Source organism: Streptomyces sp. NBC_01276 (genome assembly GCF_041435355.1).
Lineage (GTDB): Bacteria > Actinomycetota > Actinomycetes > Streptomycetales > Streptomycetaceae > Streptomyces.
Genome location: NZ_CP108442.1, coordinates 5238456 through 5262285 on the forward strand (window position 1 = coordinate 5238456; position 23830 = coordinate 5262285).

The window sequence follows — 23830 nt, forward strand, 5'->3', positions numbered from 1 at the left end:
CCCGCGACCTACGCCGCGCCGGGTCCGGTGGAGGGCCCCGGCGCGGGGCCGGCGGTGCGGGCTAGCCCTGGAAGGCGCCCGGGTGGAGCTGCTCGCGCGTCGTCGCGTACTGCTGGCGCACCGCCTGCCAGGCCGGGAGTTCGTCGCCCGGCTCGAAGACCTGCGCCGCCGCGGCCGGCCAGACCGGCGGGGTGTGCGGGGCCAGCGTGCCCTGCCGCACCCCGAGCGCCCAGGCCGCCTGACGTGCGGCGCCGAGCGCCGCGTAGTCCGCGGGCGCGGGGACGACGACCTGCGTGCCGAACAGCCCCGGGGCCGCGGCCTGCACGGCGGGCAGTTCGGCCGCCGCGCCCAGCAGGAACACCCGCCGGATCGGCACCCCCCGGTGGCGCAGCACGTCGAGGGCGTCCACCAGCCCGCAGAGCATGCCCTCGAAGGCCGCCCGCGCGAGGTGTTCGGGCTTCATCGAGTCCCGGCGCAGCCCCGACAGGGTGCCCGCGCTGTGCGGGAGGTTGGGGGTGCGCTCCCCCTCCAGGTACGGCAGGAGCACGAGTCCGTGTGCACCGGGGGTCGACTTGAGCGCGAGCGCGCTGAGACCTTCCAGGTCGGTGCCCAGCATTTCGGCGGTGCCGCGCAGGACCCGTACGGCGTTCGAGGTGTTCACCACCGGCAGGTGCATGCCACCCGCGTCGGCCAGGGAGGTGATCAGCCCGCTCGGCTCCAGCAGCGCCTCGTGGTGCACCGCCATCACCGAGCCCGACGCGCCCAGCGAGACCACCGCGTCGCCGGGCCCCAGGCCCAGGCCGAGCGCGGCGGCCGTGGTCTCCCCGGTCCCGGCCGATATCAGCAGTCCCTCGGGGGTCGTCCCGGCGGCGTCGGCGGGCCCGAGCACCTCGGGCAGCAGCGCCTGGTGCCCGAGCGCGAGCTCGACCAGGTCGGGACGGTAGGCACCGGTGGCCGCCGACCAGTACCCGGTCCCGGACGCCCCGGCCCGGTCGGTGGTGCGGCGGGCGGGGCGGCCGAGCAACTGCCAGACGAGCCAGTCGTGCGGGGACATCACCACCGCCACCCGGCGTGCGGCCTCCGGCTCGGTACGGGCCAGCCAGGCGAGCTTCGTGATCGGCTGGGCGGAGTGCGGGACGGAGCCGACGGCCGAGACCCAGGCCTGCCGGCCGCCCAGCGCCTCGACGAGATCGGCGGCGGCGACCTGGCCGCGCTTGTCGTTGCCGACCAGGGCGGGCCGGACGAGCGCGCCCTGAGAGTCCAACGGCAGGACGCCGTGCTGCTGCGCGGAGACGCCGATGGCCTGGACGCCCTCCAGCAGCCCGCCGCCGGCGGCTTCGCCGAGGGAGAGCAGCCAGGCCTGCGGGTCGGTCTCGTGGGGGACCGTCTCACCGGCGGGCTGCGGATGGGGCGCGTAGCCCTGGCGCAGCACGGCGCCCGTGTCGGTGTCACAGACCACGATGCGAGTGAAGGTGGAAGAGCTGTCCAGCCCGGCGACTATCCCCATGCGGAGAATTCTGCCGCACGCCGGGCCGGACTCGACTCGTCCGGAACGGCCCTCAGGTGTTGCTGGTGCCCCACTCGTCCTCGGAACCGGCGCCGCCCCGGCCGCGCAGACCGCGGACACGCTCGGAGAGGGAGTCCGGCACGGCGTCGCCCACCTTGTCGCCCACCGCGGCGAACGCCTTGCCCGCGAAGGCGCGCCCGCTCTGGCCGGCCGTCTCGGCGGCGTTGCGGACAGCCGGGTTCTGCACGAACCCCCGGACCGACTTCTTCAGCTGCTCGTACCGCTCCCGTCCGGCCCGGGTCCCGAGCACGTACCCGAGGGCCAGTCCGACCACGAACGTGACCTTGTACCGCATGCCTGTCACCCTTCGTCGTGTGGTGCCCGGCCTGCCGTCGATACCGATTGGCGGAGCACCCCCCTGCTTGCGCTAATCTATGACTCGCAACGGGCACTCGCCCCCCGGCAAGGCCGGAGGTGGGCTGTTCGATGCACCGCAGCAATCCCCTGTAGCTCAATTGGCAGAGCAGCCGGCTGTTAACCGGCAGGTTACTGGTTCGAGTCCAGTCGGGGGAGCGCGGTCCCCTGTAGCTCAATTGGCAGAGCAGCCGGCTGTTAACCGGCAGGTTACTGGTTCGAGTCCAGTCGGGGGAGCAGGAGAGAAGAGGACCCCGGGCGGGTCCTCTTTCTTTTTGCCCTGAACGGGGAACCGGGCAGCACTCGGCGCGGTCTCTCTGAGCAGGCGAAGCCGATCATGCGAGGCATCCGGAGCAGGAGATCGTATGAGCGGCTATGCTGCGGCAGACGGCGCGCACACATGTACGCGCCACGCCGTAAAGGGGCGGTAGCTCAGCCGGTTAGAGCAGCGGACTCATAATCCGTCGGCCGTGGGTTCGAGTCCCACCCGCCCCACCTCTGCACACACGGCATGCAGAAACGATAAGGCGGCCCCTCGGGGCCGCCTTTCGCGTGTGCGGGGGCGGCTCGGGGCCGCAGGGGGGTCAGTCCCAGCCGATGACGGCCTTGTCCGCGGGCGCCGAGTCCCAGCCGATGACCTGGGGGGCGGCCGGGCCCGCGGCGCGGACCGAGTCCCAGCCGATGACCGCCGTGTCGGCGGGCGCCGAGTCCCAGCCGATGACGGCCGGACCGGCGGCGCGGACCGAGTCCCAGCCGATCACCTGGGGGGCGGCGGTGGCGGCGACCGCGAGGGCGGTGAAGGAGAACACGGTGGTGAGGCCGGCGGCAGCGATCAGGCGAGCGGTGCGAGACATGGAATCCCCCTGGAAACACGAGCGGACGAGACGGGGCGCGCTGCTCCGGTCCGGCCTTTCGGCCCTGGCCTGGGGTGGGGCTCCGTGCCCCGCCGTCCCGGTGAACACAATCCTGCTGGCCGTCGGGGGAGTGCAGAAGGGGAAGCGGGTGGCACCAAAGTGCCCTGTCACCTTGGTGCCGTCCACCGTTCTGATCAGGCCACCTTTAGGATCATGACACCGACGGGCCTCAGTCCGTCGGCAGGGGATTCGTGCCGGGGGGCTGAAGCATGCTCGAAGCGCTGGGACTGGACTCGCACGTGGAGCGCGTCTACCGCGAAATGCTCGCGGATCCGACCGGGGGAGTGGCCGAACTCGGCGCCCGGCTCGGGCTGACGGAGGAGCAGGTGCGCGACGGGCTCGACCGGCTCGTCGACCTCGATCTGCTCACCCCCTCCCGGGAGAACTCCGGCGGACTGCGGGCCGTCAGCCCCGAGGCGGGGCTGGAGCAGATCCTGCGCCGCCAGGAGGAAGACCTGATCCGTCGACAGCAGGAGCTGGCGCTCAGCAAGGCGGCCGCCGCCCGCGCCGTCGCGGAGTTCGCGACCCTGCGGCCGAACACGGAGACCGACGGCGCCGAACGGCTCGTCGGGCTCGACGCCATCCAGTCCCGGCTGGAAGTGCTCGCCAAGGGACTCGTCCGGGAGTGCCTCGCGATCATGCCGGGCGGCGCGCAGTCCCAGGCGAGCCTGGACGCGTCGCGGCCCCTGGACGAGGACGCGCTCAACCGGAAGGTCGCCATGCGGGTGGTCTACCAGGACAGCGCCCGCAACGATCCGGCCACCCTCGCCTACGCGCAGTGGACCACCGAGCGGGGTGGCCAGGTGCGCACCAGCCCGGTCCTGCCGCCCCGTCTGGTGATCTTCGACCGGGCCACCGCCGTGGTCCCCATCGACCCCGAGAACTCCAGGCTCGGCGCGCTGTGCACCACGGCCCCCGGCATCGTCGCCTCGCTCGTCACCCTCTTCGAGCAGACCTGGGGGACGGCCGTCCCCCTCGGCGCCGCACGTGAGCAGGCCGGGGATGACGGGATCACCGCGGCCGAGCGGGAACTGCTGAAGCTGCTGGCCTCCGGGATGACCGACGAGGCCGCCGGCAAACGCCTCGGGGTCTCCCTGCGCACCGTGCGCCGCCAGATGTCGGGGCTGATGGAACGCCTCGACGCGACGAGCCGCTTCGAGGCCGGTCTCCGCGCCGCCCAGCGGGGCTGGCTCTGAGAGAGACCCCGTCCGGGGTCGCACCGGGTCGCCGCCGGACCGCCTTCGGCCGCCCCCGGTGCGGCCGTCACCCCCGGCCCGCGCCCGTACGCGACGGGGCCGCGGGTGCCCGTCCCGCGCACCAGCGGCCCCGTCACCCCGCGCCCGGGGTCTAGAAGTTCTCCGTCTCCTCCACCAGGTGGCGCAGTACGTCCGTCAGGTCGTGCCGGCGCGCGAACGCCGCGCGCTGGCGGGCCGCGCCCGAGCCGTCGCGCAGCAGACCGCCGAGGGTCTTCGCCGCGTGGTCGAGGTCACCGGCCGCGGCCAGTTCCGGGGCGACCAGGTCGAGCAGCGCCTCCGCGAGATCGGCCGCGGGGAGCTCGGCGCCCGTGTACGGGTCCAGGCCGAAGCCCTCCAGCCCGTCGTGCGCCGCCCGCCAGCGCGCGAGACGCAGTACGTCGTCCCGTACGGGCGGATCGGGCCGCTGCTCCGCGAGCTCGCGCAGGGCCGTCGCCACCAGGGCGCGGCCCAGCTCGGCCTGGAGGACGGCCGTGTCGATGTCCGGGGACATGTCGGGCGCCCGGATTTCGAGCGTGGGCCAGTTCCCGGAGGGGCGGAGGTCCCAGTAGACCATCTTCGTGTCCAGGGCCGCCCCCGAGCCGAGCAGGGTCTGCACCGAGCGCCGGAAGTGGGCCGTGGACGTGAAGTGCGGGGGCGGGCCCGCGGAGGGCCAGCCCGACCAGGCCATCGCCCGCCAGCTGGAGTGGCCGGTGTCGCGGCCGCCCCAGAAGGGGGAGTTGGCGGCCAGCGCGATCAGCGTGGGCAGCCATGGTCTGACCCGGTTGGACACGGCCACCGCCGTGTCCACGTCGAGGGTGCCGATGTGGATGTGGCGGCCGCAGCTGACCAGGGTGTCGGTCAGGGCGCCGAACCGGCGGTGCTGCTCGCGCTGGCGCGGCTCGTCGTCGGTCAGGTGCAGCGGCCCCTCCACGGCCACCACGGGTGAGGGGGCGGCCAGCAGCCGGCAGCCGTGCGCGCGGGCCGCCGCGGCGAGGGTGCGCCGCAGGCCCGCGAGGTCCGCGCGCAGGGTGGCCGCCGATGCGGCGACCGGGGTGGCGAGCTCCACCTGGTACCGGGTCCCCTCGGCGTGCACCTGCTGGGGGAGTCCGGCGGCGGTGGTGAGGACGAGCGGGGCGGCGGGGACCACCCGCAGGGTGTGGGCGTCGACGAGCAGGAACTCCTCCTCGACCCCCACGGTGAGGGGGGTGGTGACACCGCTCGCGACGCGCGTGCTTCTGCCGGCGGAGCCCGGGGCGCCGGGGGCGCCGGTACGGCCGGAGCGGCCGGTGTCACTGGTGCTCGTGGTGCTGTTGCCAGGTTCGATCACTACGCCTCCCTGGACATACGAGTCTTTCATCATGAGCCGAACGGGAGGCCGGACGGCTACGTCGATTCGGTCAAATGTCGGGTGATAGTGGCGGGTTAGCGGCAAGCTCCACCCCGTTGTGGGGCCGCGGGTCCGGGTGGGGAGGACGTTGCGGGTGTGTGAAGGACCACCCGCGCTCCAGGGCCGCCCGACGGGGCGGTGGTTATCATCCGTTGTGACCGGTACCGCCTCCCCGCCCCGCCCCCGGCGGCGCATATTCGCCGACCTGACCCCGCTGCGCAGCTCCGCCCACTACCGGCGGCTGTGGGTCGGCGGCACCATTTCCTGGATGGGTCAGGCGATGACCGCCCTGGCCATCTCGCTCCAGGTCTACGAGATCACCGGGTCCAGCTTCTCGGTCGGTCTGGTCGGCCTCTTCTCGCTCGTCCCGCTCGTCGCCTTCGGCCTCTACGGCGGGGCCATCGCCGACACCGTGGACCGGCGCAAGCTCGGCCTCTACAGCGCCTCGGGGCTCACCGTCCTGTCGATCGGGCTGGCCGCCGCCGCGCTGCTCGACTACCACCGGGTCTGGCTGCTGTACACCGTCGTCGCGCTCCAGGCGGTCTGCGGAGCACTGAACGGGCCCGCCCGGTCCGCCATGATCCCGAAGCTGCTGCCCCCGGAGCAGCTGCCCGCCGCCAACGCGCTGAACTCCGTCACCATGACGACCGGGACCATGGCGGGCCCGGTGCTGGGCGGGCTGATCGTCGGCTGGTGGGGCTACCAGGCGGCGTACCTGATCGACGCGGTGACCTTCGTCGCCGCCCTCTACGCCATGTGGCGGCTGCCGTCGATGCTGCCGGAGGGGCGTCGGGGGCGGGCCTCGGTCCTGGACGGGCTGCGCTTCCTCGGGACCCGGCCGAACATCCGGATGACCTTCTTCTCCGACCTGGCCGCCATGGTGCTGGCCCAGCCGAAGGCGCTGTTCCCGGCCATCGCCGTGCTCTGGTACGGCGGTGACGCCAAGACGGTCGGCCTGCTGGTCGCCGCGCCCGCCGTGGGGGCGCTGCTGGGCGGGCTGTTCTCCGGCTGGCAGGGGCGGATCCGGCGGCACGGGCTGGCGATCCTGCTCTCCGTCGCCGGGTGGGGGCTGGCCATCGCCGTCTTCGGGCTGACCCGCAACCTGTGGCTCGGGCTGCTGTTCCTGGCGCTGGCCGGATGCGCCGACACGATCTCGATGGTGTTCCGCTCCACGATGATGCAGACCGCGACCCCCGACGGGATGCGGGGCCGGCTCCAGGGCGTGTTCATCGTGGTCGTCGCGGGCGGGCCCCGGCTCGGGGACTTCCTCGCCGGAACCGTCGCCGACCTGACCTCTCCGGCCGTCGCCATCACCGGCGGGGGCCTGGGCTGCGTGCTGGTGCTGGGCCTGCTCGCCGCGCGCTGGCGCGCCTTCGCCCGCTACGACGCCCGCTCCCCGCAGGCCTGAGCCCGCGGCAGGGCCGGGGTTCGTCCGCGGCCGCTTCTAGGCGCCGGCCGCCGGGGCCACCACGCCCCGCGCCACCCCCAGGGCGACCAGGTCCTGGGGGCGGATGCGGAGCTGGTCCGCCGTCGCGGGGGCCTCGGCGGAAGGGCGCTTGAGGATGGCCGCCGCCAGCTCCGGGGCGATGACGGAGAAGTAGCTGTCGGGGGTGACCCAGGTGTTCCCCGGGGCGGCCAGGGCCAGCGCCCCGCCCGAGCCTCCCTCGCCGATGAGCAGGGTGGTCACCGGGACCGTCGCCGCCGCGAGCGCCGCGAAGGCGTCGGCGATGGCCGGGCCGGCGCCCGCGTGCTCGGCGGCGGCGTCGTTGGCCGCTCCCGGGGTGTCCACCAGGGTGAGCACCGGGATCCCCAGCCGGTCCGCGAGGCGGATCACGCGGGCCGCCGTACGGTAGCCCGCCGGGCGGGTGGCGGTGCCGCACTGGGCCGCGTACGCCACGGCCCGGCCCCCGCGCAGCCCGATCCCGCACAGCATGCCGGGATCGGCGCCGCCGGAGCGGTCCCCGCGCAGGGGCAGGCGCAGCTCGAAGTACGCCTCCAGGTAGGCCTGCGCGCGCGGGCGGTCCGGGTGCCGGGCCTGCCGGACGGCGTCCCAGCCGGTCTCCGGGGGCGCTACGCCGGCCAGCGCGGCCGGGGGTTCGACGGGCACGGTGGCCCGGGGTGCGGCCAGTACGCGCAGCCAGTCCCCGAGGACGGCCGGGAGCTCCCCGGGCGGCACGACGGCGTCCACGTGTCCGGCGGCGTACTGCCCCTCGGCGGTGTAGGCCGCCGGATCGGCGTCCGCTGGCCGCACCCGGGATCCGGCGAAGCCGACCTGGGCCCCCGGCAGCGCGAGCACCACGTCGGCCCCCGCACCGAGGGTGGCCCAGCCGCCGCCGGTGGTGGGGTCGCGCAGCACCGCGATCTGCGGGAGGCCGGCGGCGCGGGTCAGCACGCACTGCCGGGCCACGCGCTGGAGCTGCGTCAGCGCGAGCATGCCCTCCTGCATGCGGGAGCCGCCGGTCGCGATCAGGGACACCAGGGGCAGGCGGTGCGCGCGGGCATGGGCGTAGGCGGCTTCGAGGAGGTCCCCGGTGCGTTCGCCGAGCGACCCGCCGAGGAAGCCGAACTCGAAGGCGATCAGGGCGGCTTCGCGGCCCCCGACGCGGGCGGTGCCGGTGACGACGGACTCCCGCTCGCCGGTACGGGCCGTGGCGCGGGCGCGCGAGGCGTCGTAGCCGGTCCAGCCGAGGGGGCCGTCGTCGGCGGACTCCCTCTGGGGCGCCGGGAGTTCGGTGAAGCTGCCGGGGTCGGCGAGGGCGGCGATGGCCGCGCGGGCGGAGAGGCGGGTCGTCGTCACGGATTCACCCTATGGGGTCATGTCAGGTCCGGCAGGGGGAAGGCGATCTTCAGGGCGTAGGCCGCGACGAGGCCGTATCCGAGGCGGAAGGTCCAGGCGCGGGCGGCGGGGGAGATCTTGCGGCCGGCGAAGGCGCCGAGGGCGACGAGCGTCTGCTGCCACAGGAGGGAGGCGGCGGCGACTCCGACGAGGAAGGCGGTGGCGGCGGCGGGGGTGGTGAGGGCGGAGGCCTGGGCGGTGGTGAGGGCGGCGAAGTAGAGGGCGGTGGTGGGGTTCACGGCGGTGAGGCCGACGTACCGGCCGAACGCCCTGACGAGCCCGGCGCCGTTCCCGGTCCCAGTCCCGACCCCGCTCCCGACCCCGCTCCCGACCCCGCTCCCGACCCCGGTTCCGGCGCCGTTCCCGCCCCCCGGGTCCCGGGCCTCGTGCGGCGGCGGGGCCGAAGGGGTGGCGGGGGCGGGGCGGGCGGAACGGAGGAGGGCGTGGACGGCGATGGACAGGAGGACCGCGGCCGCGGCGAGGCGGATCCAGGCCTCGACGGGGGAGACCCGGGAGGCCACCCACGGTCCCACCGCGGTGGCCAGGGCCGCATAGCCCAGGTCGACCGCCGCGATGCCCGCCGCCGCGGCCACCGCCGTGCGGCGGTGGCGCATCGCCTCCTGGAGCAGCAGCACGCTCATCGCGCCCATCGGCATCGCCACGCCCAGGCCCGCGACCGCGCCCGACAGGGCGGGGGAGAAGAGTTCGCTCATGGAGGGGAGGGTGGGGTGCGGGGGCGCGCGGTGGACGGCCCTTATCGGCTCCGGCTGCGAGAATCGCGGTATGGACCGCCTCGACAGGGAAATCCTCGGCATCCTGCAGCAGGATGCGCGGATCTCGTACCGCGACCTCGGCGTCCGCGTCGGGCTCAGTGCCAACGCCACCGCCGACCGGGTGCGCCGGATGCGGCGGGACGGGGTGATCCGCGGGTTCACCGTCATCGTGGATCCGGCCGCCGACACCCGGGGCGGGCTCGTGGTCTTCATCGACCTCGTCCTGCGGCAGGACACGACCAACGAGGAGTTCGAGCAGCGGGTCGCCACCCTCGCGGGGATCACCGAGGTGGTGCACGTGACGGGGGAGTACGACTACCTCGTGCGGGCGCGGGCCGCGGACCCCGCCGCGCTCGACGCGCTGCTGCGCCGGCTCAAGCGGGAGGCCGGGGTGGCGCAGTCCAGTACCCGGATCGCGCTGCGGGCCGCCACGAGGCACCCGGCCGGGTGATGTCGCCCGGATGTCCGCGACCCGGCGGCCAGGACCGCGGCCCCGCCCGGGGCGGACGGTAGCGTGCCGGTGGAGGTCGGACGTTCGGGGCGGGCGTCCCGCGCCCGTGACCGGAGCGGGGGGACATCAAGCGGGGAGCCGGGGCGTACCCGTCTGTCCGGCGGCGCACTGTCATCCTCGGTGAGGGGCGATGATCGTATCGGTGGTGTCGATGCCGGAGGGCGTCGTCACGCGCACGGACCTGTCCCGGGCCCGGGAGCGCCTCGCGGGCTCCGACTTCGTGATCGTCGACATCGACCTGGGCGAGGAGCCCTCGTCCGGCGGGCAGCCGCTCGCCCTCGGGCTCGGGCTGGACGACGAGGTCTGGGGATGGTTCGGCAGGGCCCGCGAACCCGTGCGGGCCACGTACGACGAGGGCACCACCGGGTGCGTCGTGCCGGTGGTCGACGACGGCCGCGTCACCCGCATCCACCTGCTCGCGAGCGAGACCTTCCTCGTCACGGTCCACCACGGTCGCGTCGGGCTGATCGAGGACTTCGTCGAGCAGCTGCCGAAGACCCCGCCCTCCGACCTTGTGACCACGGCGTTCCTCCTCCTGCACGGTGCGCTGGAGGGCTTCCGCCGGGCCGCTTCCGAAGCGCTGCTGGAGGTCGAGGACGTGGAGGAGGCGATGTTCGAGCACTGGGAGCCGAGGGACGTCCAGCGCCTGGCCGACCTGCGGCGCCGCTCGGCCCGGCTGCACCGGGCCTTCCTCCCCTACGCCGCGGTCGCCCAGGAGTTCCTCACGCGCCGCAGGATGGCCTACCACGACATCCCGGAGGAGCGGCTGGCGTTGAACCGCCAGCACGAGAGCACGGTGCAGCTGGTGGTGCTGGAGATCGAGGCCCTGCGGGAGGAGACCCGGCGGGCCGCCGACAGCTACGCCTCGCTCGTCGCCGACCGGCAGAACCTCGTGATCAACCGACTCGCCATCGTCTCGGTGATCTTCCTGCCGCTGTCGTTCCTGACCGGCTTCTTCGGCATGAACTTCGGCTACCTGAGCACGCTGGTGACGAGCGAGCGGTCCTTCCTGACGCTCGGCCTCGGCATGCAGGTGTGCGCGCTGGTGGTGGCCCTCTACTTCGTGCTGTACCGCACGCACTGGCGCCAGCTGCGGGGCGGCCCGGTGGAGGACGCCGCCGGCCGCCGGCGCCGCTGGGCGCTGCGGGCCGGCCGCCGCCCCGGCGACGGGTACTAGTAGGGCTTTGTTAGGTGGTGTCGTAGGGCTGCCATGGGACGGTTTGCCGGCAGGTGGGGCAGGTTCCGGTCAAGGTGGCCAGCAGGTGTTGGAGGAGGTCCAGGGCCTGGTAGAGGGTCAGGCCCTGGCAGGGGCTTTTGGGCAGGTCCGCTGCTCGGTCAGGAACAGGTGGGCGGCGGTGACGAGGGTGACGTGCCTGTGCCAGCCGTTGAAAGAGCGGCCCTCGAAGTGGTCCAGCCCGAGGCAGGTTTTCAGTTCGCGGTAGTCGTGCTCGATCCGCCAGCGAGACTTCGCGAGCCGGACCAGGTCCTTCGCGGGGATGTCCGCGGGCAGGTTCGAGATCCAGTACTTCACCGGCTCGGCCTCACCCTCGGGCCACTGCGCGATCAGCCAGACCAGCGGGATCGTGCCGTCCTCGGCAGGCTTGGGCCGCCGCCCCGCGAGGCGGACCCGCAGCAGTACGAAGTGCGAGCTCATCGCCGCTTTCGAGCCCTTGCGCCAGGCCACGGCCCGGCCCTGGCGGCGTCCGGCGGCCAGCACGTGCTCGCGTAAGGAGAGCGGCCGGGTGCGGTAGCGGGGCAGAGGCCTGGGGCCGAGCCCCGAGTAGGTGGGCTGATGCGGCACCGCTTCCTCGCCATGCGCGGTCATCTCGGCCTTGACCTGCAAGACATAGGCCAGGCGGCGGTCTTCCAGGCCGTGGCGGAAGTCGGCGTTCGCGCCGTAGCCGGTGTCCGCGACCAGCACGGCGGGCCGCAGGCCGATCCCGGACAGCTCGTCCAGCATGTCCAGCGCCAGCTGCCACTTCGGGCGGTGGTGCTCGCTCTCGGGGATCCGGCAGGCGGTCCGGCGTGCCTCCGCTTCGGGTCCGTCCCACGACTGCGGCAGGAACAACCGCCAGGACAGCGGGCACGACGCCGTGTCCGTGGCGGCGTGGACACTGACTCCGATCTGGCAGTTGCCGACCTTGCCCAGGGTGCCCGAGTACTGCCGGGCCACCCCGGGTGAGGCGGTGCCGTCCTTGGGGAAGCCGGTATCGTCCACCACCCACACCTGCGGGCGGACCACCCGCACGGCCCGCCACGCCAGCCGGGCCCGCACCTGATCGACCGACCAGGTCGAGGACGTCATGAACTGCTGCAGCCGCTGGTGATCGACACCCAGGCGTTCAGCCATCGGCTGCATCGACTTACGTCGGCCGTCCAGCAACAGGCCCCGCAGATAGAGCCGGCCCTTCTCCAGCCAGTCCCGCCGTACCAATGGCACGAACACCTCGGAAGAGAACTCCTCCAACCGGCCCCGCACCATCGCAAGCTCCCCAGCCCTCATACCGCCAGCGAACTACCGAACACCCAAGGTGACAAGACCGGCTAACAAAGCACTACTAGAGCGCGGACTCCCACCGCAGCGTCGTCCCCCGGGCCCCCGCCTCGGTACGGCCGTCGTCCGTGACCGTCAGGCGGACCCGGGTCCGGGTCGCGTCCACCCGGACCTGGATGGAGGTGACCCCCGAGCGCCGGTGGGCCGCGGCCAGGGCGCCGCGCAGGGCGGAGAGCAGGTCGCCCGCCACCGGATCCGGGACCAGTGCGTCCACCGCCCCCGTGAAGTGCACCGACGGCTGGAAGCCCAGGGGCACCGCCGCCCCGCCGGTCTCGCGCAGGACCCGGCCCCGGAAGGTCGCGGGGGCGTCGCTCGGGGGCTGCTGGAGGGCGAAGATGGCCGTGCGGACCTCCTGGATGGTGGAGTCCAGTTCGTCCACGGCCCGGCTCAGTTCCTCCCCGACCGTGTCCCCCGACGGGGCGTTCGAGGAGCGCCGCCGGGTGCTCTCCAGCATCATCTCCGTGGCGAACAGCCGCTGGACCACCAGGTCGTGGAGGTCGCGGGCGATCCGGTCCCGGTCCTCGTACACCGCGAGCTGTTCGCGGTCGTGCTGGGCGTCGGCCAGGACCAGGGCCAGTGCCGCCTGCGAGGCGAACTGCGAGGCCAGCAGCCGGTCCACCGCGTCGTACGCGGGCCCGCCCCTGGCCCGCGGCAGGGCGAGGGTGCCGATCAGCTGGCCGCCGCTCTGGAGCGGCAGCATCATGCTGGGGCCGAAGCGTTCCCGTACGTGGGTGGTCATCCGGGGATCGGTCGCGGAGTCCTCGATGAAGACCGGCTCCCCGCCCAGGAGCTGCTCCAGCACCGCCGATCCGGGGGCGATGGCCGTGCCGACCAGGTCGCCGGGGTCCCCGTGCGTGGAGGCGGCGACGATCTCCATGCCGCCCTCCGGGGTCGGCTGGAGCACCACCCCGGCCGCGGCGTCCGCGAGGAGCCGGGCGCGCTCGGCCACGCACATCAGGGCGTCGGCCGCCGGACGCCCCGCCAGCAGGGTGGTGGTCACGGCCGCGGCGCCCTCGATCCAGCGCTCCCGGCGGCGGGCGGTCTCGTAGAGGCGGGCGTTGCCGATCGCTATGCCCGCCTGCGAGGCCAGGACCCGGACCAGCGCGAGGTCCTCCTCGGTGAAGGGGCCGCCGCCGGCCTTCTCGGTGAGGTAGAGGTTGCCGAACACCTCGGTGTGCACCCGGATGGGCACGCCGAGGAAGCTGCGCATGGGCGGGTGGCCGGGCGGGAAGCCCACCGAGCGGGGGTCCTTGGTCAGGTCGTCCAGCATCAGCGGCCGCGGGTCGTCGACGAGCGCACCGAGCACGCCCGAGCGTCCGTCGGGCAGGCGGGCGACGGCGGCCCGTTCGGCCTCGCTCATCCCGGCGGTGAACAGCCGGGTCAGCCGGGCGCGCTCGGGGTCGACGACCCCGAGCGCGCCGTACCGCGCCCCGCACAGTTCGGCGGCGGACTCCACGATGTGCTGGAGGGTGGTCCGCAGCTCCAGCTCGGAGCCGACGTTGAGGACCGCCTCCAGGAGCACGGGAAGGCTGGACGGCTCTTCCGGTGCCGCGGCCGGCCGGGGTTGCGGATTCTGTGGGTCCGGCGTCATTCGGACAGCGGGTTGAGGACCATGGGGGCGATCTTTCCTTCGAGGATCGCGCCGAGACCCATCACGGCGCACACGTCGGGCCGTTCCGCGATGGCCACGGGCATTCCGGTCGCGTCCCGCAGCATCTGGTCCAGGCCCGGCAGCAGGGCGCTGCCTCCCACCATCATGATCCCCCGGTCCGTCAGGTCCGCGACCAGGTCGGGCGGGCACTCCCGGAGGATCTTGCCGATGCCGTCCAGGACGGCGGTCAGGGGGGTGTGGATGGCGTCCCGGACGGCCGCGGTGTCCACGTGGACGGAGCGGGCGAGTCCCGTGGCCACGTCGCGGCCGTGGATGAGGGTGGAGGCCGGGCCCTCGGCGGTGATGCCGTTGCCGTGCAGGGCCAGTTGCAGGGGGCGCACCGCCTGGCTCGGCAGCATCAGCTCGTGCGCGTGCCGCAGGTGCTGGACCACGGCGTGGTCGATGGCCTCGCCGCCGACGGGGATCCGCTCGGCGGTGACGATCGAGCCGAGGGAGAGGACCGCCACCTGGGTGGCCGCCGCCCCGCACACCATGATCATCGTCGCGGTCGGCTGCTCCACGGGCAGGCCGCAGCCGACGGCCGCCGCGATCAGGGTGTCGACCAGTTCGACGCGGCGGGCGCCGAGCCCGACGAGGGTCTCGACGGTCGCCCGCTGGGCGAGCGGGTCGGCGTCGTGCGGGGTGCAGGCGGCTGCCCGCAGCCGCGGCTTGCGGCGCAGGGCGCGCCGCAGCTTCTCGCCGAGGAGGTGACGCAGCATCCGCTGGGCCATCTCGATGTCGACCACGGTGCCGCCGGAGACGGGCCGTACGACCCGGATGTAGTCGGGCGTGCGGCCCGTCATCCGCTCGGCGAAGGAGCCGACGGCGATGAGCGCGCCGGTCCGCGTGTTCACCGCGGCGACGCTGGGCTCGTCGACGACCAGTCCGGCTCCCTTGACGTAGACGCGGGTCCTGGCGGCCCCCAGGTCGACGGCGACGTGGCAGCGGCGCAACTGCTCAAGACTGACGGTCACGGCAGATCCTCCCGAGTGCGCTGACGCAAGAAGACCGGCGGTTGCCGGTCGCAATTCATATCTTCTCGGGTAAATGGGTCAACCCGCCCGTTGAAATGCTCCGGGTGGGGTGGGGCGCATGCGTCCCGGGGTGCTGCACTGGGGTGGATTTCTGTACCGACAGGCACCACCATGCGCGCACCGCCCGCGCTACCGGCGCGTAACAAGGTAAAGGGGACCCGATGCTGACGACCCGCCAGGCGATCCTGGCCCTCCCGGCCCTCTGCCTCGCCCTCCTCGCGCCCGTCCCGGCCCACGCGCAGGACGCCCCGGCCGTCCGGGCCGCGCCGCGCGTTCCGGTGGTCTTCGTCCACGGCTACAACGCCGACCCTGGCGTCTGGGGCGCCCTGCGCGAGGACCTGCGCGCCGACGGGTACGCGGACTCGGAGCTCTTCTCCTGGGGTTACGACACCCATCAGTCGGTCAACGAGGTGCTCTCCGGACGGCTCGCCGCCTACGTCGACCAGGTCCGCCGGCAGACGGGCGCGGCCCGGGTGGACATCGTCGGCCACTCCTTCGGGTCGCTCGTCAGCCGCTGGTACGTCAGGTTCGGGGGCGGAGCCGCGGCCGTGGACCACTGGGTCTCCCTGGCCGGCCCCAACCACGGCACCTCCACCGCCTGGGCGTGCGCCCTGTGGGACCAGGCGTGCCGGGACATGACCCCCGGGTCGTACGTGGTGAAGAACCTGGCCTCGGGGGACGAGACCCCGGGCGCGGTGAAGTACGCGACGTTCTGGTCGGCGTGCGACGAGGTGGTCAACCCGGACGACAGCGTCCCGCTCGCCGGGGCCCTCAACACGCCGGTCGGCTGCCTGAAGCACAACGACCTGCTCGGCGACGAGGCCACCTCGGCCGGTGTCCGGGCCTTCCTCGCCTCCTAGGCCCTGCGACCCCGCGGCCCCGCGGCCCCGCGGCCGGCCGGCCGGGTCCGGTCAGGCGGCCGGTCCTTCGGGGCGTGCCGCGTCCCCGGGCTGCACCCGCTGGAGCAGGCCGTACGTGAACTCCGCGACCAGCGGCCGCCCGGACGCGGTGAACGCCAGGCGCCAGCGGGTCGGCGCGGTGCCCTCCATCGGCCGCGCCGGGGGGAAGGCCCGCGCCACCTCGTCCACCGTCGCCGACCAGGGCCGCAGGTCCTCGGCCGCCGTGAGGACGGGCCCCGGTGCGCCCGGGGCCCGGACCAGCCACTCGTTCCACACCGCCCCGTCCGGCGCGGCCAGCACCTCGAAGCGCAGCCCCGGCCAGAGCCGCACCGGCCACAGCAGCGCCTCGCACTCCAGGTCCCCGATCCGGCGCCGCTCGGCGGACTCCGGCGGTCCCAGCACCGACCGGTAGCGGGCCAGGGCCCCGCGGGAGCGCGGCGAGCGGACCATCGCCTGCCAGCGCCGGTTGGCCTCCCGCTGTTCGGCGAGCGTGGCGCCGAGGCGCAGCCGGGCCTCCTCGGCCAGGTCCGGCTGGAAGTCCGCCATCCGCCGCAGCAGCACCAGCTGGAAGGCGGCGGGACCGAAGGAGCCGGGGGTCGCGGTCATGGAGGCAACGATTCCACACAGGATCCTTACGTTCCCGGAATGCCGTTGTTGCCGAGAGCGGCATAGCCTGCGGGCGCCATGAACTACTGCCCCGCCTGCCACAGACACCTCAACGGCGCGCTCGCCTGCGCCGGGTGCGGAACTCCGGCCGAGTACCTGACGGTCGCCCCGCCGCCCGGCCCCGCGGTGCCGCCGGCCCCGCAACCCGCCCTGGCGGAGGTGTTCGCCGACTCCCTCGTGGTGCTCTCGACGCCGAACGAGGGGCGCGCGGGTACCCGCCGCAGGGCAGTCACCCAGCGCAGGCGCCGCCGGACCGTGCTGACGGTCGGCCTCGGGCTGCTGCTGGCGACCGGGGGCTCGATGGCGGTGGCCCGGATCGTGACGGGTGACGAGGGCGTCGACCGGGCCGCCGAGGTGGTGCTGACGGACGACGGTCCGAAGGATCCGGAGCCGCTGCCCAGCCTGGGGGGCGGGCCCGCCGCGCCGTCGGCCCTGCCTTCGGCGAAGGCCGCCGCGGGGGCGGCGAAGTCGGCCGGGGCCGGGGGCGGGCCGAGCGGGTCCGCGCAGCCGTCGGCGGGAGTGAGCGCCTCCGCCACCGGGACGGCGGGGCCGTCGCAGGGCGCTCCCGGCGACGGGGCGTCCGTACGGCCGTCGACGTCGGGCAGGCCCGGGCCCGGTGCCACCGGTACGGCGAAGCCGCCCGGGAAGCCCCCGAAGCCGTCCGCGACGACCCCCGCGCCGACGCCCACGCCGAAGCCGACCAAGACCTGCGTGTTCTGGTTCTTCGGCTGCTCCTGACGCGTCCTGCCCTGACGCGCCTTGCCCTGACGTGGCCTGCCCTGACGCGGCCCGCGGGTCGCGCGGGCCGGTGCCCGCGCGTGCCGGGGTGCGCTAGGCCAGCATGCGCCTGAGCAGGTCCCGCAGGGCCGTGCGCTCCTCGACGGAGAGCCCGGCGAGCGGTTCGCGCGCGAAGTCCAGCGACTCGCGCAGCCGCTCCGCGGTCTGGAGCCCCTCAGCGGTGGGGGCGGCCAGCTTCACCCGGCGGTCGGCCGGGTCCGGGCGGCGTTCGACCAGGCCGCGGGTCTCCAGCCGGTCGACGATGCCGGTCACGTTCGAGGGCTCGCAGCGCAGCTTCTGTGCGATGCGGCGCATGGGGAGCGGCTCCAGGGACAGCAGCGTCAGCACCCTGGCCTGGGCGCCGGTGAGCTGGTGGCTGGCGGCCGCGTCCTCGTACTCCGTGTGGTAGCGGGCCACGACATCGCCGATGAGCTCGACGACCTCGACGGTCACTGGGTCTGCGCGACGACTGGGCATGGATCCAGCGTACCCATTTACTTGACAACATGAAATATCCAGGAGCATGGTTGTTTCACGTTGTGAAGTATTCCTTCGTCCCGCACAGCTTCCCCCAGGAGTTCCGCATGTCTCAGATCCCCGCCGTCAGCCGCGAGTGGCACCTCGTCCGCCGTCCGCAGGGGTGGCCGGTCGCCGAGGACTTCGCCCTGCGCGAGGCGCCCGTCTCCGCCGAGCCCGCCCCCGGCCGGATCCTGGTCCGCAACCTCCACATGTCCGTGGACCCCTACATGCGCGGCCGGATGAACGACGCCAAGTCCTACATCCCGCCCTTCCAGCTCGACGAGCCGATGCAGGGCGGTGCGGTCGGCGAGGTCGTCGCCTCCGCCGCCGAGGGCTTCGCGGTCGGCGACCACGTCCTGCACAGCCTGGGCTGGCGCGAGTACGCCGACCTCGACGCGCAGCACGCCGTCAAGGTCGACGCCTCCCTCGCCCCGCTCTCCGCCTACCTCGGCGTCCTCGGCATGCCGGGCCTGACCGCCTACGCCGGCCTCTTCGAGGTGGCCTCCTTCAAGGAGGGCGACGCCGTCTTCGTCTCGGGCGCGGCGGGTGCCGTCGGCAGCCTCGTCGGCCAGTTCGCCAAGATCAAGGGCGCCTCCCGGGTGATCGGCTCCGCCGGCTCGGACGAGAAGGTGGCGCTGCTCACGGAGAAGTACGGCTTCGACGCCGCCTTCAACTACAAGAACGGCCCCGTCGCCGAGCAGCTGCGGGCCGCCGCGCCCGAGGGCATCGACGTCTACTTCGACAACGTCGGCGGGGACCACCTGGAAGCCGCCATCTCCGCCCTGAACGTGCACGGCCGCGCCACCCTGTGCGGGGCCATCGCGGGCTACAACGACACCGAGCCCGCCCCCGGCCCGCGCAACCTCATGGCCGTCATCGGCAAGCGCCTGCGCCTCCAGGGCATCCTGGTCGGCGACCACTACGGGCTCCAGCAGCAGTTCGTCAAGGACGTGGCCGGATGGCTGGCCTCCGGCGAGCTGCGCTACGACGAGACGGTCGTCGAGGGCGTCGAGAACGCGGCCGGGGCCTTCCTCGGAATGCTGCGCGGAGAGAACACCGGAAAGATGATCGTTTCTTTCACCGGTTAGGCTCACTCCACACCGTCGCGATCGTGGGCGCGCATCGCGGCGATTCATCTGGAGGATCCACTTCATGTCCATCACGCAGTCCGACGTCGCGTACACCGCTGTCGCCACCGCCGAAAACGGCCGTGACGGCCGCGTCGCCACCAACGACGGGCAGCTCGACGTCGTCGTGAACCCGCCGAAGGAGCTCGGCGGCAGCGGCGCCGGCACCAACCCGGAGCAGCTGTTCGCCGCCGGCTACAGCGCCTGCTTCCAGGGTGCCCTCAGCGTCGCGGCCCGCAACGAGAACGTCGACGTCGCCGGCTCCACCGTGACCGCCGAGGTCGGCATCGGCAAGAACGACGAGGGCTTCGGCATCATCGTCAAGATCACGGCCTCGATCCCGACCGTGGACGCGGCCGTCGCCAAGGACCTGGTCGAGAAGGCGCACCAGATCTGCCCGTACTCCAAGGCGACCCGCGGCAACATCTCGGTCGAGCTGAACGTCGCCTGACCGCACGCCGCGTCCGCGTCCTGACGGAACGCGAGTGAGGGCCGCACCCCCTCGGGGGTGCGGCCTTCGCCGTCTAAACTGCCTCCATGCGTGATCTTGCGGGGGGATTCCGGTACTTGCTGGCCGGACAGAGATGGGTGTTCCGGAACGGCCGATGGCTGGGCTTCGGCCTGCTGCCGGGCCTGGTCTCGCTGCTGCTCTACGCCGCGGCCCTGACCGGGCTCTTCTACGGCGCCGACGACTTCACCGCCTGGGCCACGCCCTTCGCCTCGGACTGGTCCTCGCCCTGGCTCGGCCTCTTCCGCGGCTTCCTGACCGCGCTGGTCATCTCCCTCGGGCTGTTCCTCACGGTGATCACCTTCACCGCCGTGACCCTGCTCGTCGGCCAGCCCTTCTACGAGTCCCTCTCGGAGCAGGTCGACCGCACCGAGGGCGGCGAGGTCCCCGAGTCGGGGCGCTCGTTCTGGGAGGACCTGTGGATCTCCGCCCGGGACAGCCTGCGGCTGCTGGTGCGCGTGCTGCTCTACGGGATCCTGCTGTTCGCCCTCGGCCTCATCCCGGTCGTCGGCCAGACCGTCGTCCCGGTGATCGGCTTCCTGGTCTCCGGGTTCTTCCTCACCCAGGAACTCACCTCCGTCGCCCTCCAGCGGCGCCGCGTCGACCTCGACGAGCAGCTGGCCCTGCTGCGCGGACGGCGTGCGCTGGCGCTCGGCTTCGGGGTGCCGCTGGTGCTGGTGTTCCTGATCCCGCTGGTCGCGGTCTTCCTGATGCCGGGTGCCGTGGCGGGGGCGACCCTGATGGCGCGCGAGCTGACCGGCGAGGACGGGGAGCGGGACGGGGAGCCGGCCGGCGAGCGCGACGGTGAGCCCCACACCGCGCAGGCCCCCGCGCCCGCCTGGGCCCCGGCTCCGGCGCAGGCCCCGGGATACCCGCAGGCGCAGGCGTACCCGCAGGCCCCGGGATACCCGCAGCCCCAGGCGTACCCGCAGGCATATCCCCAGCCCCAGGCCCAGGCGTATCCCCAGCCCCAGGCATACCCCCAGGCCCCCGCACACCCCCAGCCCCCGGCCCCCGGTTTCGGGCCGCCTCCGCCCTCGTACCCGTAGGGCCGCCCCCGGCCGGCGCCGCGCCCTAGGCGGCGCCGCGCCGCAGCAGGGTGATCGCCCCGACGGTGTCCTCCGCGCCATGACGGGCCGGGTCTGCCTCCAGCCGCTCCCGCATCAGGTCCAGGTACGGGGAGATCAGCTCGGTGCTGACTCCCTGGCCCTCGGCGGTGCGCAGGAGGGTGCCGCTCGCCGCGACCTGCATGGCCAGGTTGGACACCACCCCGGAGGTGAAGTCCCGCGAGGTCAGCCGCTCGGCGGCGTTCCCGACGAAGAAGCCCATGGCGCCCAGCCACTCGGACAGCAGCGGGGACAGGGCCGTCGGCGCGATGTCCTCGCCCTCGATCAGCGCGTAGGCGTGCGAGATCCCCGCGAACAGTCCCGTCATCGCGCTGAGCAGCGCCACGTCGTGCAGGGCCGCGTGGCCGGGGTCCTCGCCGACGAAGCGGGCGCCGGCCGGGACCTCCAGAACCCCCTGGTGGGCTTCGAAGAGGGCGCGGGAGCCGCTGTAGAAGACGTAGGCGCCGGATCCGGGCGTGTCGATCATCGTCGGGGTGCCCATGATCCCGGCGTCCAGGAAGCGGGCGCCGCGCTCCCGGGCCCAGGCGGCCCGGGCCCGGCCCTCGGCGGGGGTGCCGGTGGTGAGGTTGACCAGGTCCTTGCCGGTCAGGTCGACCCCGTCCAGGACGGCCGCGATGCTCACGTCGTCCAGCAGACAGAGGACGACGAGGCCGTTCGCGGCCACGGCCCCGGCGGGGTCCGCGGCGACCCGGGCGCCGTGGGGGGCCAGGGCCTCGGCTTTGGCGGCGGTGCGGTTCCAGACGGTCAGGGGGTGTCCGGCGGCGAGCCAGGTGCGGGCCAGGGCGGTGCCCATGTCGCCGAGTCCGAGAAGGGTGAGCGGACGCTTCGTCACGTGTGTGTCGGTCATGCCGTTTAGCCTGGTGGCGGGCGTCCGAGCGCTCAAGTACGCACTTCGGGGTGGGTGGTTACCCCGAGGTGAGCGAACAGGTGGGAGGGGTGCGCGATGACGGTGGCGCGGAGGCCCGGGGCCGATCACTGCGGAATCGCGGCGGCGATGTCCGTGATCGACGGGAAGTGGAAGGTCTCCGTCCTGTGGGAGTTGGAGCGTGCCCCGCGTCGCCGCTTCGGCGAGCTGCGCAGGCTGGTCCCCGGGGTGTCGGAGAAGGTGCTCGCCGCGCAGCTGCGCGAACTGGAGGAGGACGGCATCGTCCACCGCGAGGTCTACGACGAGGTCCCGCCGCGCGTGGAGTACTCCCTGACCCCCCTCGGCCAGGACCTGAACACGGCGCTGGAGTCGCTGGGCGAGTGGGGTGCCAAGCACCTGCTCCCGGACTCCGCCTGAGCCGGGATCAGCCGGCGGTGACCCCTGCCGTGACCTCGGCCGTGACCACGCCCGGGGTGTGGCCGTCGGCCTCGGCGAGCAGTTCCCCGCCGGGGGCCCACACCGCCGAACGGCCGCAGCCCGTCCAGGGGCCCGCCCGGCCGACGTGGTTGGCGAGGGCCGTGTACAGACCGGCCTCCCTCGCGATCCCCGGATGGACGGTGGCCCGCTCGGCGATCCCGCCGCCCGTGCCGTACAGGGAGCTCGCCAGGTGCACCCGGCAGCCGTCGGCGGCCGCGCGGCCGGTCAGTTGGGGGAAGTGGTTGTCGAAGCAGATCCCGAGGGAGAAGCGGATCCCGCCGAGCTCGAAGCGCCCGTCCGCCGTGCCCGCGACGAAGACGCCCTGCTCGTGACGGTACAGGTGCTGTTTGGCGTACGTCGTCACGTGCGCGCCGTCCGCGTCGTACACCAGGGTCGCGAGGGCGGGCCGCGGCCCCCCGGTGCGCAGGGCGACGTTGACGGCGGTGGCGATCCGCGCCGACCGCAGCGCGTCCAGGCGGGGGTCGTCGGGGCCGTCCAGCCACAGGCCCGGGTCCCCGACCAGCGCCTCCAGCTCGTACCCGGTGAGCGTGAGCTCCGGGAAGACCACCAGCCCGGCGCCCTCGTCGCGGGCCGCCACGGCCAGCCCGGCGGCCACGGCGGCGTTGGCGGGGACGTCGGCGGGGACGCAGCAGAACTGCGCGGCGGCGATCTTCACGTGCTTCAGGATGCCAGCCGGTCGGGCCGGTTCCGGGGCCGGTTCCGGGGCCGGCCCGTCCACCGGATCCCGGAAGCCCGTCAGGCCCGCTCCGCGGCCCGTCCGCGAACGGGCGGGGCGGGCTGCCCTTCGGGGGCCGGGCCGCCGGGGAGGCTGCCGTTCGCGCGCACGAGGGCCAGTTCCGTCAGGTTGAGGGCCGTCACCAGGAGGGACAGCAGCGCCAGTGCCCCCAGCGAGGGCAGCAGGGCCGCCACCGGGAGCACGGCCAGGACGACCGCGGCGGCCCCCAGCCGGGTCAGCGACCAGGAGCGGAACAGGTGCCAGCGGGTGTACCCGAAGGTGGCCAGGAAGAGCGCGCAGCCCCCGTACAGCAGGGCGGCGACGCCCAGCGGGAGCCGTTCGCCGGGGCGGGCCACCGCCTCGGCCATGCCGACGGCCACCGCGATGACCGAGGCGATCAGCGAGAGGTGCCCGTACGAGAGGACCTGCCGGGCCACGTCCGCCCGTACGGCGGCGGTCTCCAGGCCGTGGCGGACGGCGCTCGCGGCCAGGTGGAAGTACACCCACCACAGTCCGCAGACCAGGGTGAAGGCCACCGCGACGGCGGTCAGGGAACCCGCGCCCAGCTCGGGGGAGGTGGCCGCGGGCGCCCCGACGGCCACGATCGACTCGCCCAGGGCGATCATCACGAACAGCCCGAACCGTTCGGCGAGGTGCCCGGACTCGAAGGCCAGCCGGACCATGGCCCGGCGGGTCAGCCGGGGCGCGGCCAGGTCCACGGCCGCGGCCAGTGCCCACAGCCAGGTCCGGGTCCCGCCGTCGAGGAAGGCCCCGGCCAGCAGCAGCGGACCGCTGATCAGCACCGACAGGGTCACCGGGGTCGGGGTCAGCCGTCGGGAGCGGCCGTGCGCCAGGGCGGCGAGGACCACGCGGGCGCAGAAGTAGGCACCGGCGAAGAGCGCTCCGCGGTCCCCGAAGGCGCCGGGCAGGGCCAGGGCCATCATCAGGCCGCACAGGCCGGCGGCGAACAGACCGAGCCGGTTCAGCGGCCGGTCCGCGTCGTGCGTGTTGGCGTGGACGGTGTTGCCGACCCACACCCAGTAGACGGGCACGAAGACGATCAGGGCCCGGCCGGTGCCGGCCCAGCCGTGGTCGTGGTGGAGCAGTGCGGAGACCTGGGTCACCGCGAACACCAGCACCAGGTCGAAGAACAGCTCCGACCAGGCCACCTTCTTCTCCGGCGGCCCCTCCTCGGCGCCCTCCCGGCGCTGTTCCCGCCCGGGCTCCCGCTGTTCCCGCTCCGGCTCCGGCTCCGGCTCCTGCCCCGGCCCCGGCCCCTGCTCCCGCTTCTCCAACCCCACGGCGTGTCCCCC

General features: G+C 73.9%; 24 protein-coding genes and 3 tRNA genes. 13 read left to right on the forward strand and 14 right to left on the reverse strand.

From position 1 onward, the window contains the following. Positions 1-61 precede the first annotated feature (61 nt). Together OG295_RS23455 and OG295_RS23460 are read right to left on the reverse strand one after the other, a co-directional pair. The gene (locus tag OG295_RS23455) at positions 62-1507 is read right to left on the reverse strand and encodes an FGGY family carbohydrate kinase (protein WP_371678644.1); all 1446 of its coding nucleotides are present in this window, start codon (positions 1505-1507) and stop codon (positions 62-64) included. A gap of 52 nt (positions 1508-1559) precedes the next feature. After that, positions 1560-1862 (reverse strand): YtxH domain-containing protein, encoded by a 303-nt coding sequence (locus OG295_RS23460; RefSeq protein ID WP_371678645.1) that lies wholly within the window; start codon positions 1860-1862, stop codon positions 1560-1562. A gap of 145 nt (positions 1863-2007) precedes the next feature. On the opposite strand from OG295_RS23460, the gene OG295_RS23465 reads away from it, so the two are divergent. The 3 genes from OG295_RS23465 (at position 2008) to OG295_RS23475 (ending at position 2416) form a co-directional block, all read left to right on the forward strand. Then, a tRNA-Asn gene (locus OG295_RS23465) sits at positions 2008-2080 on the forward strand. 5 nt (positions 2081-2085) lie between these two features. Beyond that, positions 2086-2158 (forward strand) — tRNA-Asn (locus tag OG295_RS23470). 184 nt (positions 2159-2342) lie between these two features. Continuing rightward, positions 2343-2416 (forward strand) — tRNA-Ile (locus OG295_RS23475). 89 nt (positions 2417-2505) lie between these two features. On the opposite strand, the gene OG295_RS23480 is transcribed toward OG295_RS23475, so the two are convergent. Further along, complete coding sequence (locus OG295_RS23480; protein WP_371678646.1) at positions 2506-2775, reverse strand: hypothetical protein; 270 nt, start codon at positions 2773-2775, stop codon at positions 2506-2508. A gap of 269 nt (positions 2776-3044) precedes the next feature. On the opposite strand from OG295_RS23480, the gene OG295_RS23485 reads away from it, so the two are divergent. Continuing rightward, positions 3045-4031 carry a LuxR C-terminal-related transcriptional regulator gene (locus tag OG295_RS23485; RefSeq protein WP_371678647.1) on the forward strand — a complete coding sequence of 329 codons (987 nt, stop codon included), beginning with the start codon at positions 3045-3047 and terminating at the stop codon, positions 4029-4031. A gap of 151 nt (positions 4032-4182) precedes the next feature. Here OG295_RS23485 and OG295_RS23490 read toward each other — a convergent pair whose 3' ends face one another. Next, positions 4183-5397, reverse strand: coding sequence for a glutamate--cysteine ligase (locus tag OG295_RS23490; protein WP_371678648.1), 1215 nt, complete (start codon positions 5395-5397; stop codon positions 4183-4185). 214 nt (positions 5398-5611) lie between these two features. On the opposite strand from OG295_RS23490, the gene OG295_RS23495 reads away from it, so the two are divergent. Continuing rightward, positions 5612-6865 carry an MFS transporter gene (locus OG295_RS23495; protein WP_371678649.1) on the forward strand — a complete coding sequence of 418 codons (1254 nt, stop codon included), beginning with the start codon at positions 5612-5614 and terminating at the stop codon, positions 6863-6865. Positions 6866-6901: 36 nt separating this feature from the next. Here OG295_RS23495 and OG295_RS23500 read toward each other — a convergent pair whose 3' ends face one another. Both OG295_RS23500 and OG295_RS23505 read right to left on the reverse strand, forming a co-directional pair. Continuing rightward, a complete protein-coding gene (locus tag OG295_RS23500) occupies positions 6902-8254 on the reverse strand; it encodes a carboxyl transferase domain-containing protein (RefSeq protein WP_371678650.1) in 1353 nt (450 codons plus the stop codon). Positions 8255-8271: 17 nt separating this feature from the next. Then, positions 8272-9006, reverse strand: coding sequence for a LysE family transporter (locus tag OG295_RS23505; RefSeq protein WP_371678651.1), 735 nt, complete (start codon positions 9004-9006; stop codon positions 8272-8274). Between the two features lie 70 nt (positions 9007-9076). Here OG295_RS23505 and OG295_RS23510 point away from each other — a divergent pair, with 70 nt between their 5' ends. Then, positions 9077-9517, forward strand: a complete 441-nt coding sequence (locus tag OG295_RS23510; RefSeq protein ID WP_371678652.1) for an Lrp/AsnC family transcriptional regulator — start codon at positions 9077-9079, stop codon at positions 9515-9517. Positions 9518-9707: 190 nt separating this feature from the next. Further along, positions 9708-10754, forward strand: coding sequence for a CorA family divalent cation transporter (locus OG295_RS23515; protein WP_371678653.1), 1047 nt, complete (start codon positions 9708-9710; stop codon positions 10752-10754). 117 nt (positions 10755-10871) lie between these two features. On the opposite strand, the gene OG295_RS23520 is transcribed toward OG295_RS23515, so the two are convergent. The 3 genes from OG295_RS23520 to OG295_RS23530 are packed head-to-tail and all read right to left on the reverse strand — an operon-like array spanning position 10872 to position 14756. Next, positions 10872-12080: an IS701 family transposase gene (locus tag OG295_RS23520; protein WP_371678654.1), complete on the reverse strand. Its 1209-nt coding sequence runs from the start codon at positions 12078-12080 to the stop codon at positions 10872-10874. A 55-nt stretch (positions 12081-12135) separates the two neighbouring features. Next, positions 12136-13722 (reverse strand): GAF domain-containing protein, encoded by a 1587-nt coding sequence (locus OG295_RS23525; protein ID WP_371678655.1) that lies wholly within the window; start codon positions 13720-13722, stop codon positions 12136-12138. Then, positions 13719-14756, reverse strand: a complete 1038-nt coding sequence (locus OG295_RS23530; protein WP_371678656.1) for a rod shape-determining protein — start codon at positions 14754-14756, stop codon at positions 13719-13721. The genes OG295_RS23525 and OG295_RS23530 overlap by 4 nt, the downstream gene beginning before the upstream one ends. Positions 14757-14977: 221 nt before the next feature. Between OG295_RS23530 and OG295_RS23535 the strand changes: the two genes are divergently transcribed. Then, positions 14978-15676: an esterase/lipase family protein gene (locus tag OG295_RS23535; protein WP_371678658.1), complete on the forward strand. Its 699-nt coding sequence runs from the start codon at positions 14978-14980 to the stop codon at positions 15674-15676. Between the two features lie 51 nt (positions 15677-15727). Here the strand turns inward: OG295_RS23535 and OG295_RS23540 are convergent, their stop codons facing one another. Beyond that, positions 15728-16321, reverse strand: a complete 594-nt coding sequence (locus tag OG295_RS23540; protein ID WP_371678659.1) for a hypothetical protein — start codon at positions 16319-16321, stop codon at positions 15728-15730. Positions 16322-16399: 78 nt separating this feature from the next. Between OG295_RS23540 and OG295_RS23545 the strand changes: the two genes are divergently transcribed. Continuing rightward, a complete protein-coding gene (locus OG295_RS23545; protein WP_371678660.1) occupies positions 16400-17119 on the forward strand; it encodes a hypothetical protein in 720 nt (239 codons plus the stop codon). Between the two features lie 93 nt (positions 17120-17212). Here the strand turns inward: OG295_RS23545 and OG295_RS23550 are convergent, their stop codons facing one another. Continuing rightward, the gene (locus tag OG295_RS23550) at positions 17213-17635 is read right to left on the reverse strand and encodes a MarR family winged helix-turn-helix transcriptional regulator (RefSeq protein WP_371678661.1); all 423 of its coding nucleotides are present in this window, start codon (positions 17633-17635) and stop codon (positions 17213-17215) included. A gap of 107 nt (positions 17636-17742) precedes the next feature. Between OG295_RS23550 and OG295_RS23555 the strand changes: the two genes are divergently transcribed. The 3 genes from OG295_RS23555 to OG295_RS23565 all read left to right on the forward strand — a co-directional run bounded on the left by OG295_RS23555 (position 17743) and on the right by OG295_RS23565 (position 20361). Continuing rightward, positions 17743-18765: an NADP-dependent oxidoreductase gene (locus OG295_RS23555; protein WP_371678663.1), complete on the forward strand. Its 1023-nt coding sequence runs from the start codon at positions 17743-17745 to the stop codon at positions 18763-18765. Between the two features lie 64 nt (positions 18766-18829). Beyond that, the gene (locus OG295_RS23560; RefSeq protein ID WP_371678665.1) at positions 18830-19255 is read left to right on the forward strand and encodes an organic hydroperoxide resistance protein; all 426 of its coding nucleotides are present in this window, start codon (positions 18830-18832) and stop codon (positions 19253-19255) included. A gap of 86 nt (positions 19256-19341) precedes the next feature. Then, complete coding sequence (locus OG295_RS23565) at positions 19342-20361, forward strand: EI24 domain-containing protein (protein WP_371678666.1); 1020 nt, start codon at positions 19342-19344, stop codon at positions 20359-20361. A gap of 25 nt (positions 20362-20386) precedes the next feature. Here the strand turns inward: OG295_RS23565 and OG295_RS23570 are convergent, their stop codons facing one another. Then, positions 20387-21286 (reverse strand): NAD(P)-dependent oxidoreductase, encoded by a 900-nt coding sequence (locus tag OG295_RS23570; protein WP_371678667.1) that lies wholly within the window; start codon positions 21284-21286, stop codon positions 20387-20389. 147 nt (positions 21287-21433) lie between these two features. Here OG295_RS23570 and OG295_RS23575 point away from each other — a divergent pair, with 147 nt between their 5' ends. Next, the gene (locus OG295_RS23575; protein WP_371678668.1) at positions 21434-21721 is read left to right on the forward strand and encodes a winged helix-turn-helix transcriptional regulator; all 288 of its coding nucleotides are present in this window, start codon (positions 21434-21436) and stop codon (positions 21719-21721) included. Positions 21722-21728: 7 nt separating this feature from the next. On the opposite strand, the gene OG295_RS23580 is transcribed toward OG295_RS23575, so the two are convergent. Further along, complete coding sequence (locus OG295_RS23580; protein WP_371678669.1) at positions 21729-22457, reverse strand: carbon-nitrogen hydrolase family protein; 729 nt, start codon at positions 22455-22457, stop codon at positions 21729-21731. Between the two features lie 80 nt (positions 22458-22537). Then, positions 22538-23818 carry a low temperature requirement protein A gene (locus OG295_RS23585; RefSeq protein WP_371678670.1) on the reverse strand — a complete coding sequence of 427 codons (1281 nt, stop codon included), beginning with the start codon at positions 23816-23818 and terminating at the stop codon, positions 22538-22540. Positions 23819-23830 lie beyond the last annotated feature (12 nt).

Coding starts and splice junctions, on each gene's coding strand:
- OG295_RS23455 (WP_371678644.1), bottom strand. CDS start 1,507: ATGGGGATAGTCGCCGGGCTGGACAGCTCTTCCACCTTCACTCGCATC.
- OG295_RS23460 (WP_371678645.1), bottom strand. CDS start 1,862: ATGCGGTACAAGGTCACGTTCGTGGTCGGACTGGCCCTCGGGTACGTG.
- OG295_RS23480 (WP_371678646.1), bottom strand. CDS start 2,775: ATGTCTCGCACCGCTCGCCTGATCGCTGCCGCCGGCCTCACCACCGTG.
- OG295_RS23485 (WP_371678647.1), top strand. CDS start 3,045: ATGCTCGAAGCGCTGGGACTGGACTCGCACGTGGAGCGCGTCTACCGC.
- OG295_RS23505 (WP_371678651.1), bottom strand. CDS start 9,006: ATGAGCGAACTCTTCTCCCCCGCCCTGTCGGGCGCGGTCGCGGGCCTG.
- OG295_RS23510 (WP_371678652.1), top strand. CDS start 9,077: ATGGACCGCCTCGACAGGGAAATCCTCGGCATCCTGCAGCAGGATGCG.
- OG295_RS23515 (WP_371678653.1), top strand. CDS start 9,708: ATGATCGTATCGGTGGTGTCGATGCCGGAGGGCGTCGTCACGCGCACG.
- OG295_RS23520 (WP_371678654.1), bottom strand. CDS start 12,080: ATGAGGGCTGGGGAGCTTGCGATGGTGCGGGGCCGGTTGGAGGAGTTC.
- OG295_RS23525 (WP_371678655.1), bottom strand. CDS start 13,722: ATGACGCCGGACCCACAGAATCCGCAACCCCGGCCGGCCGCGGCACCG.
- OG295_RS23535 (WP_371678658.1), top strand. CDS start 14,978: ATGCTGACGACCCGCCAGGCGATCCTGGCCCTCCCGGCCCTCTGCCTC.
- OG295_RS23540 (WP_371678659.1), bottom strand. CDS start 16,321: ATGACCGCGACCCCCGGCTCCTTCGGTCCCGCCGCCTTCCAGCTGGTG.
- OG295_RS23545 (WP_371678660.1), top strand. CDS start 16,400: ATGAACTACTGCCCCGCCTGCCACAGACACCTCAACGGCGCGCTCGCC.
- OG295_RS23550 (WP_371678661.1), bottom strand. CDS start 17,635: ATGCCCAGTCGTCGCGCAGACCCAGTGACCGTCGAGGTCGTCGAGCTC.
- OG295_RS23555 (WP_371678663.1), top strand. CDS start 17,743: ATGTCTCAGATCCCCGCCGTCAGCCGCGAGTGGCACCTCGTCCGCCGT.
- OG295_RS23560 (WP_371678665.1), top strand. CDS start 18,830: ATGTCCATCACGCAGTCCGACGTCGCGTACACCGCTGTCGCCACCGCC.
- OG295_RS23565 (WP_371678666.1), top strand. CDS start 19,342: ATGCGTGATCTTGCGGGGGGATTCCGGTACTTGCTGGCCGGACAGAGA.
- OG295_RS23570 (WP_371678667.1), bottom strand. CDS start 21,286: ATGACCGACACACACGTGACGAAGCGTCCGCTCACCCTTCTCGGACTC.
- OG295_RS23575 (WP_371678668.1), top strand. CDS start 21,434: ATGTCCGTGATCGACGGGAAGTGGAAGGTCTCCGTCCTGTGGGAGTTG.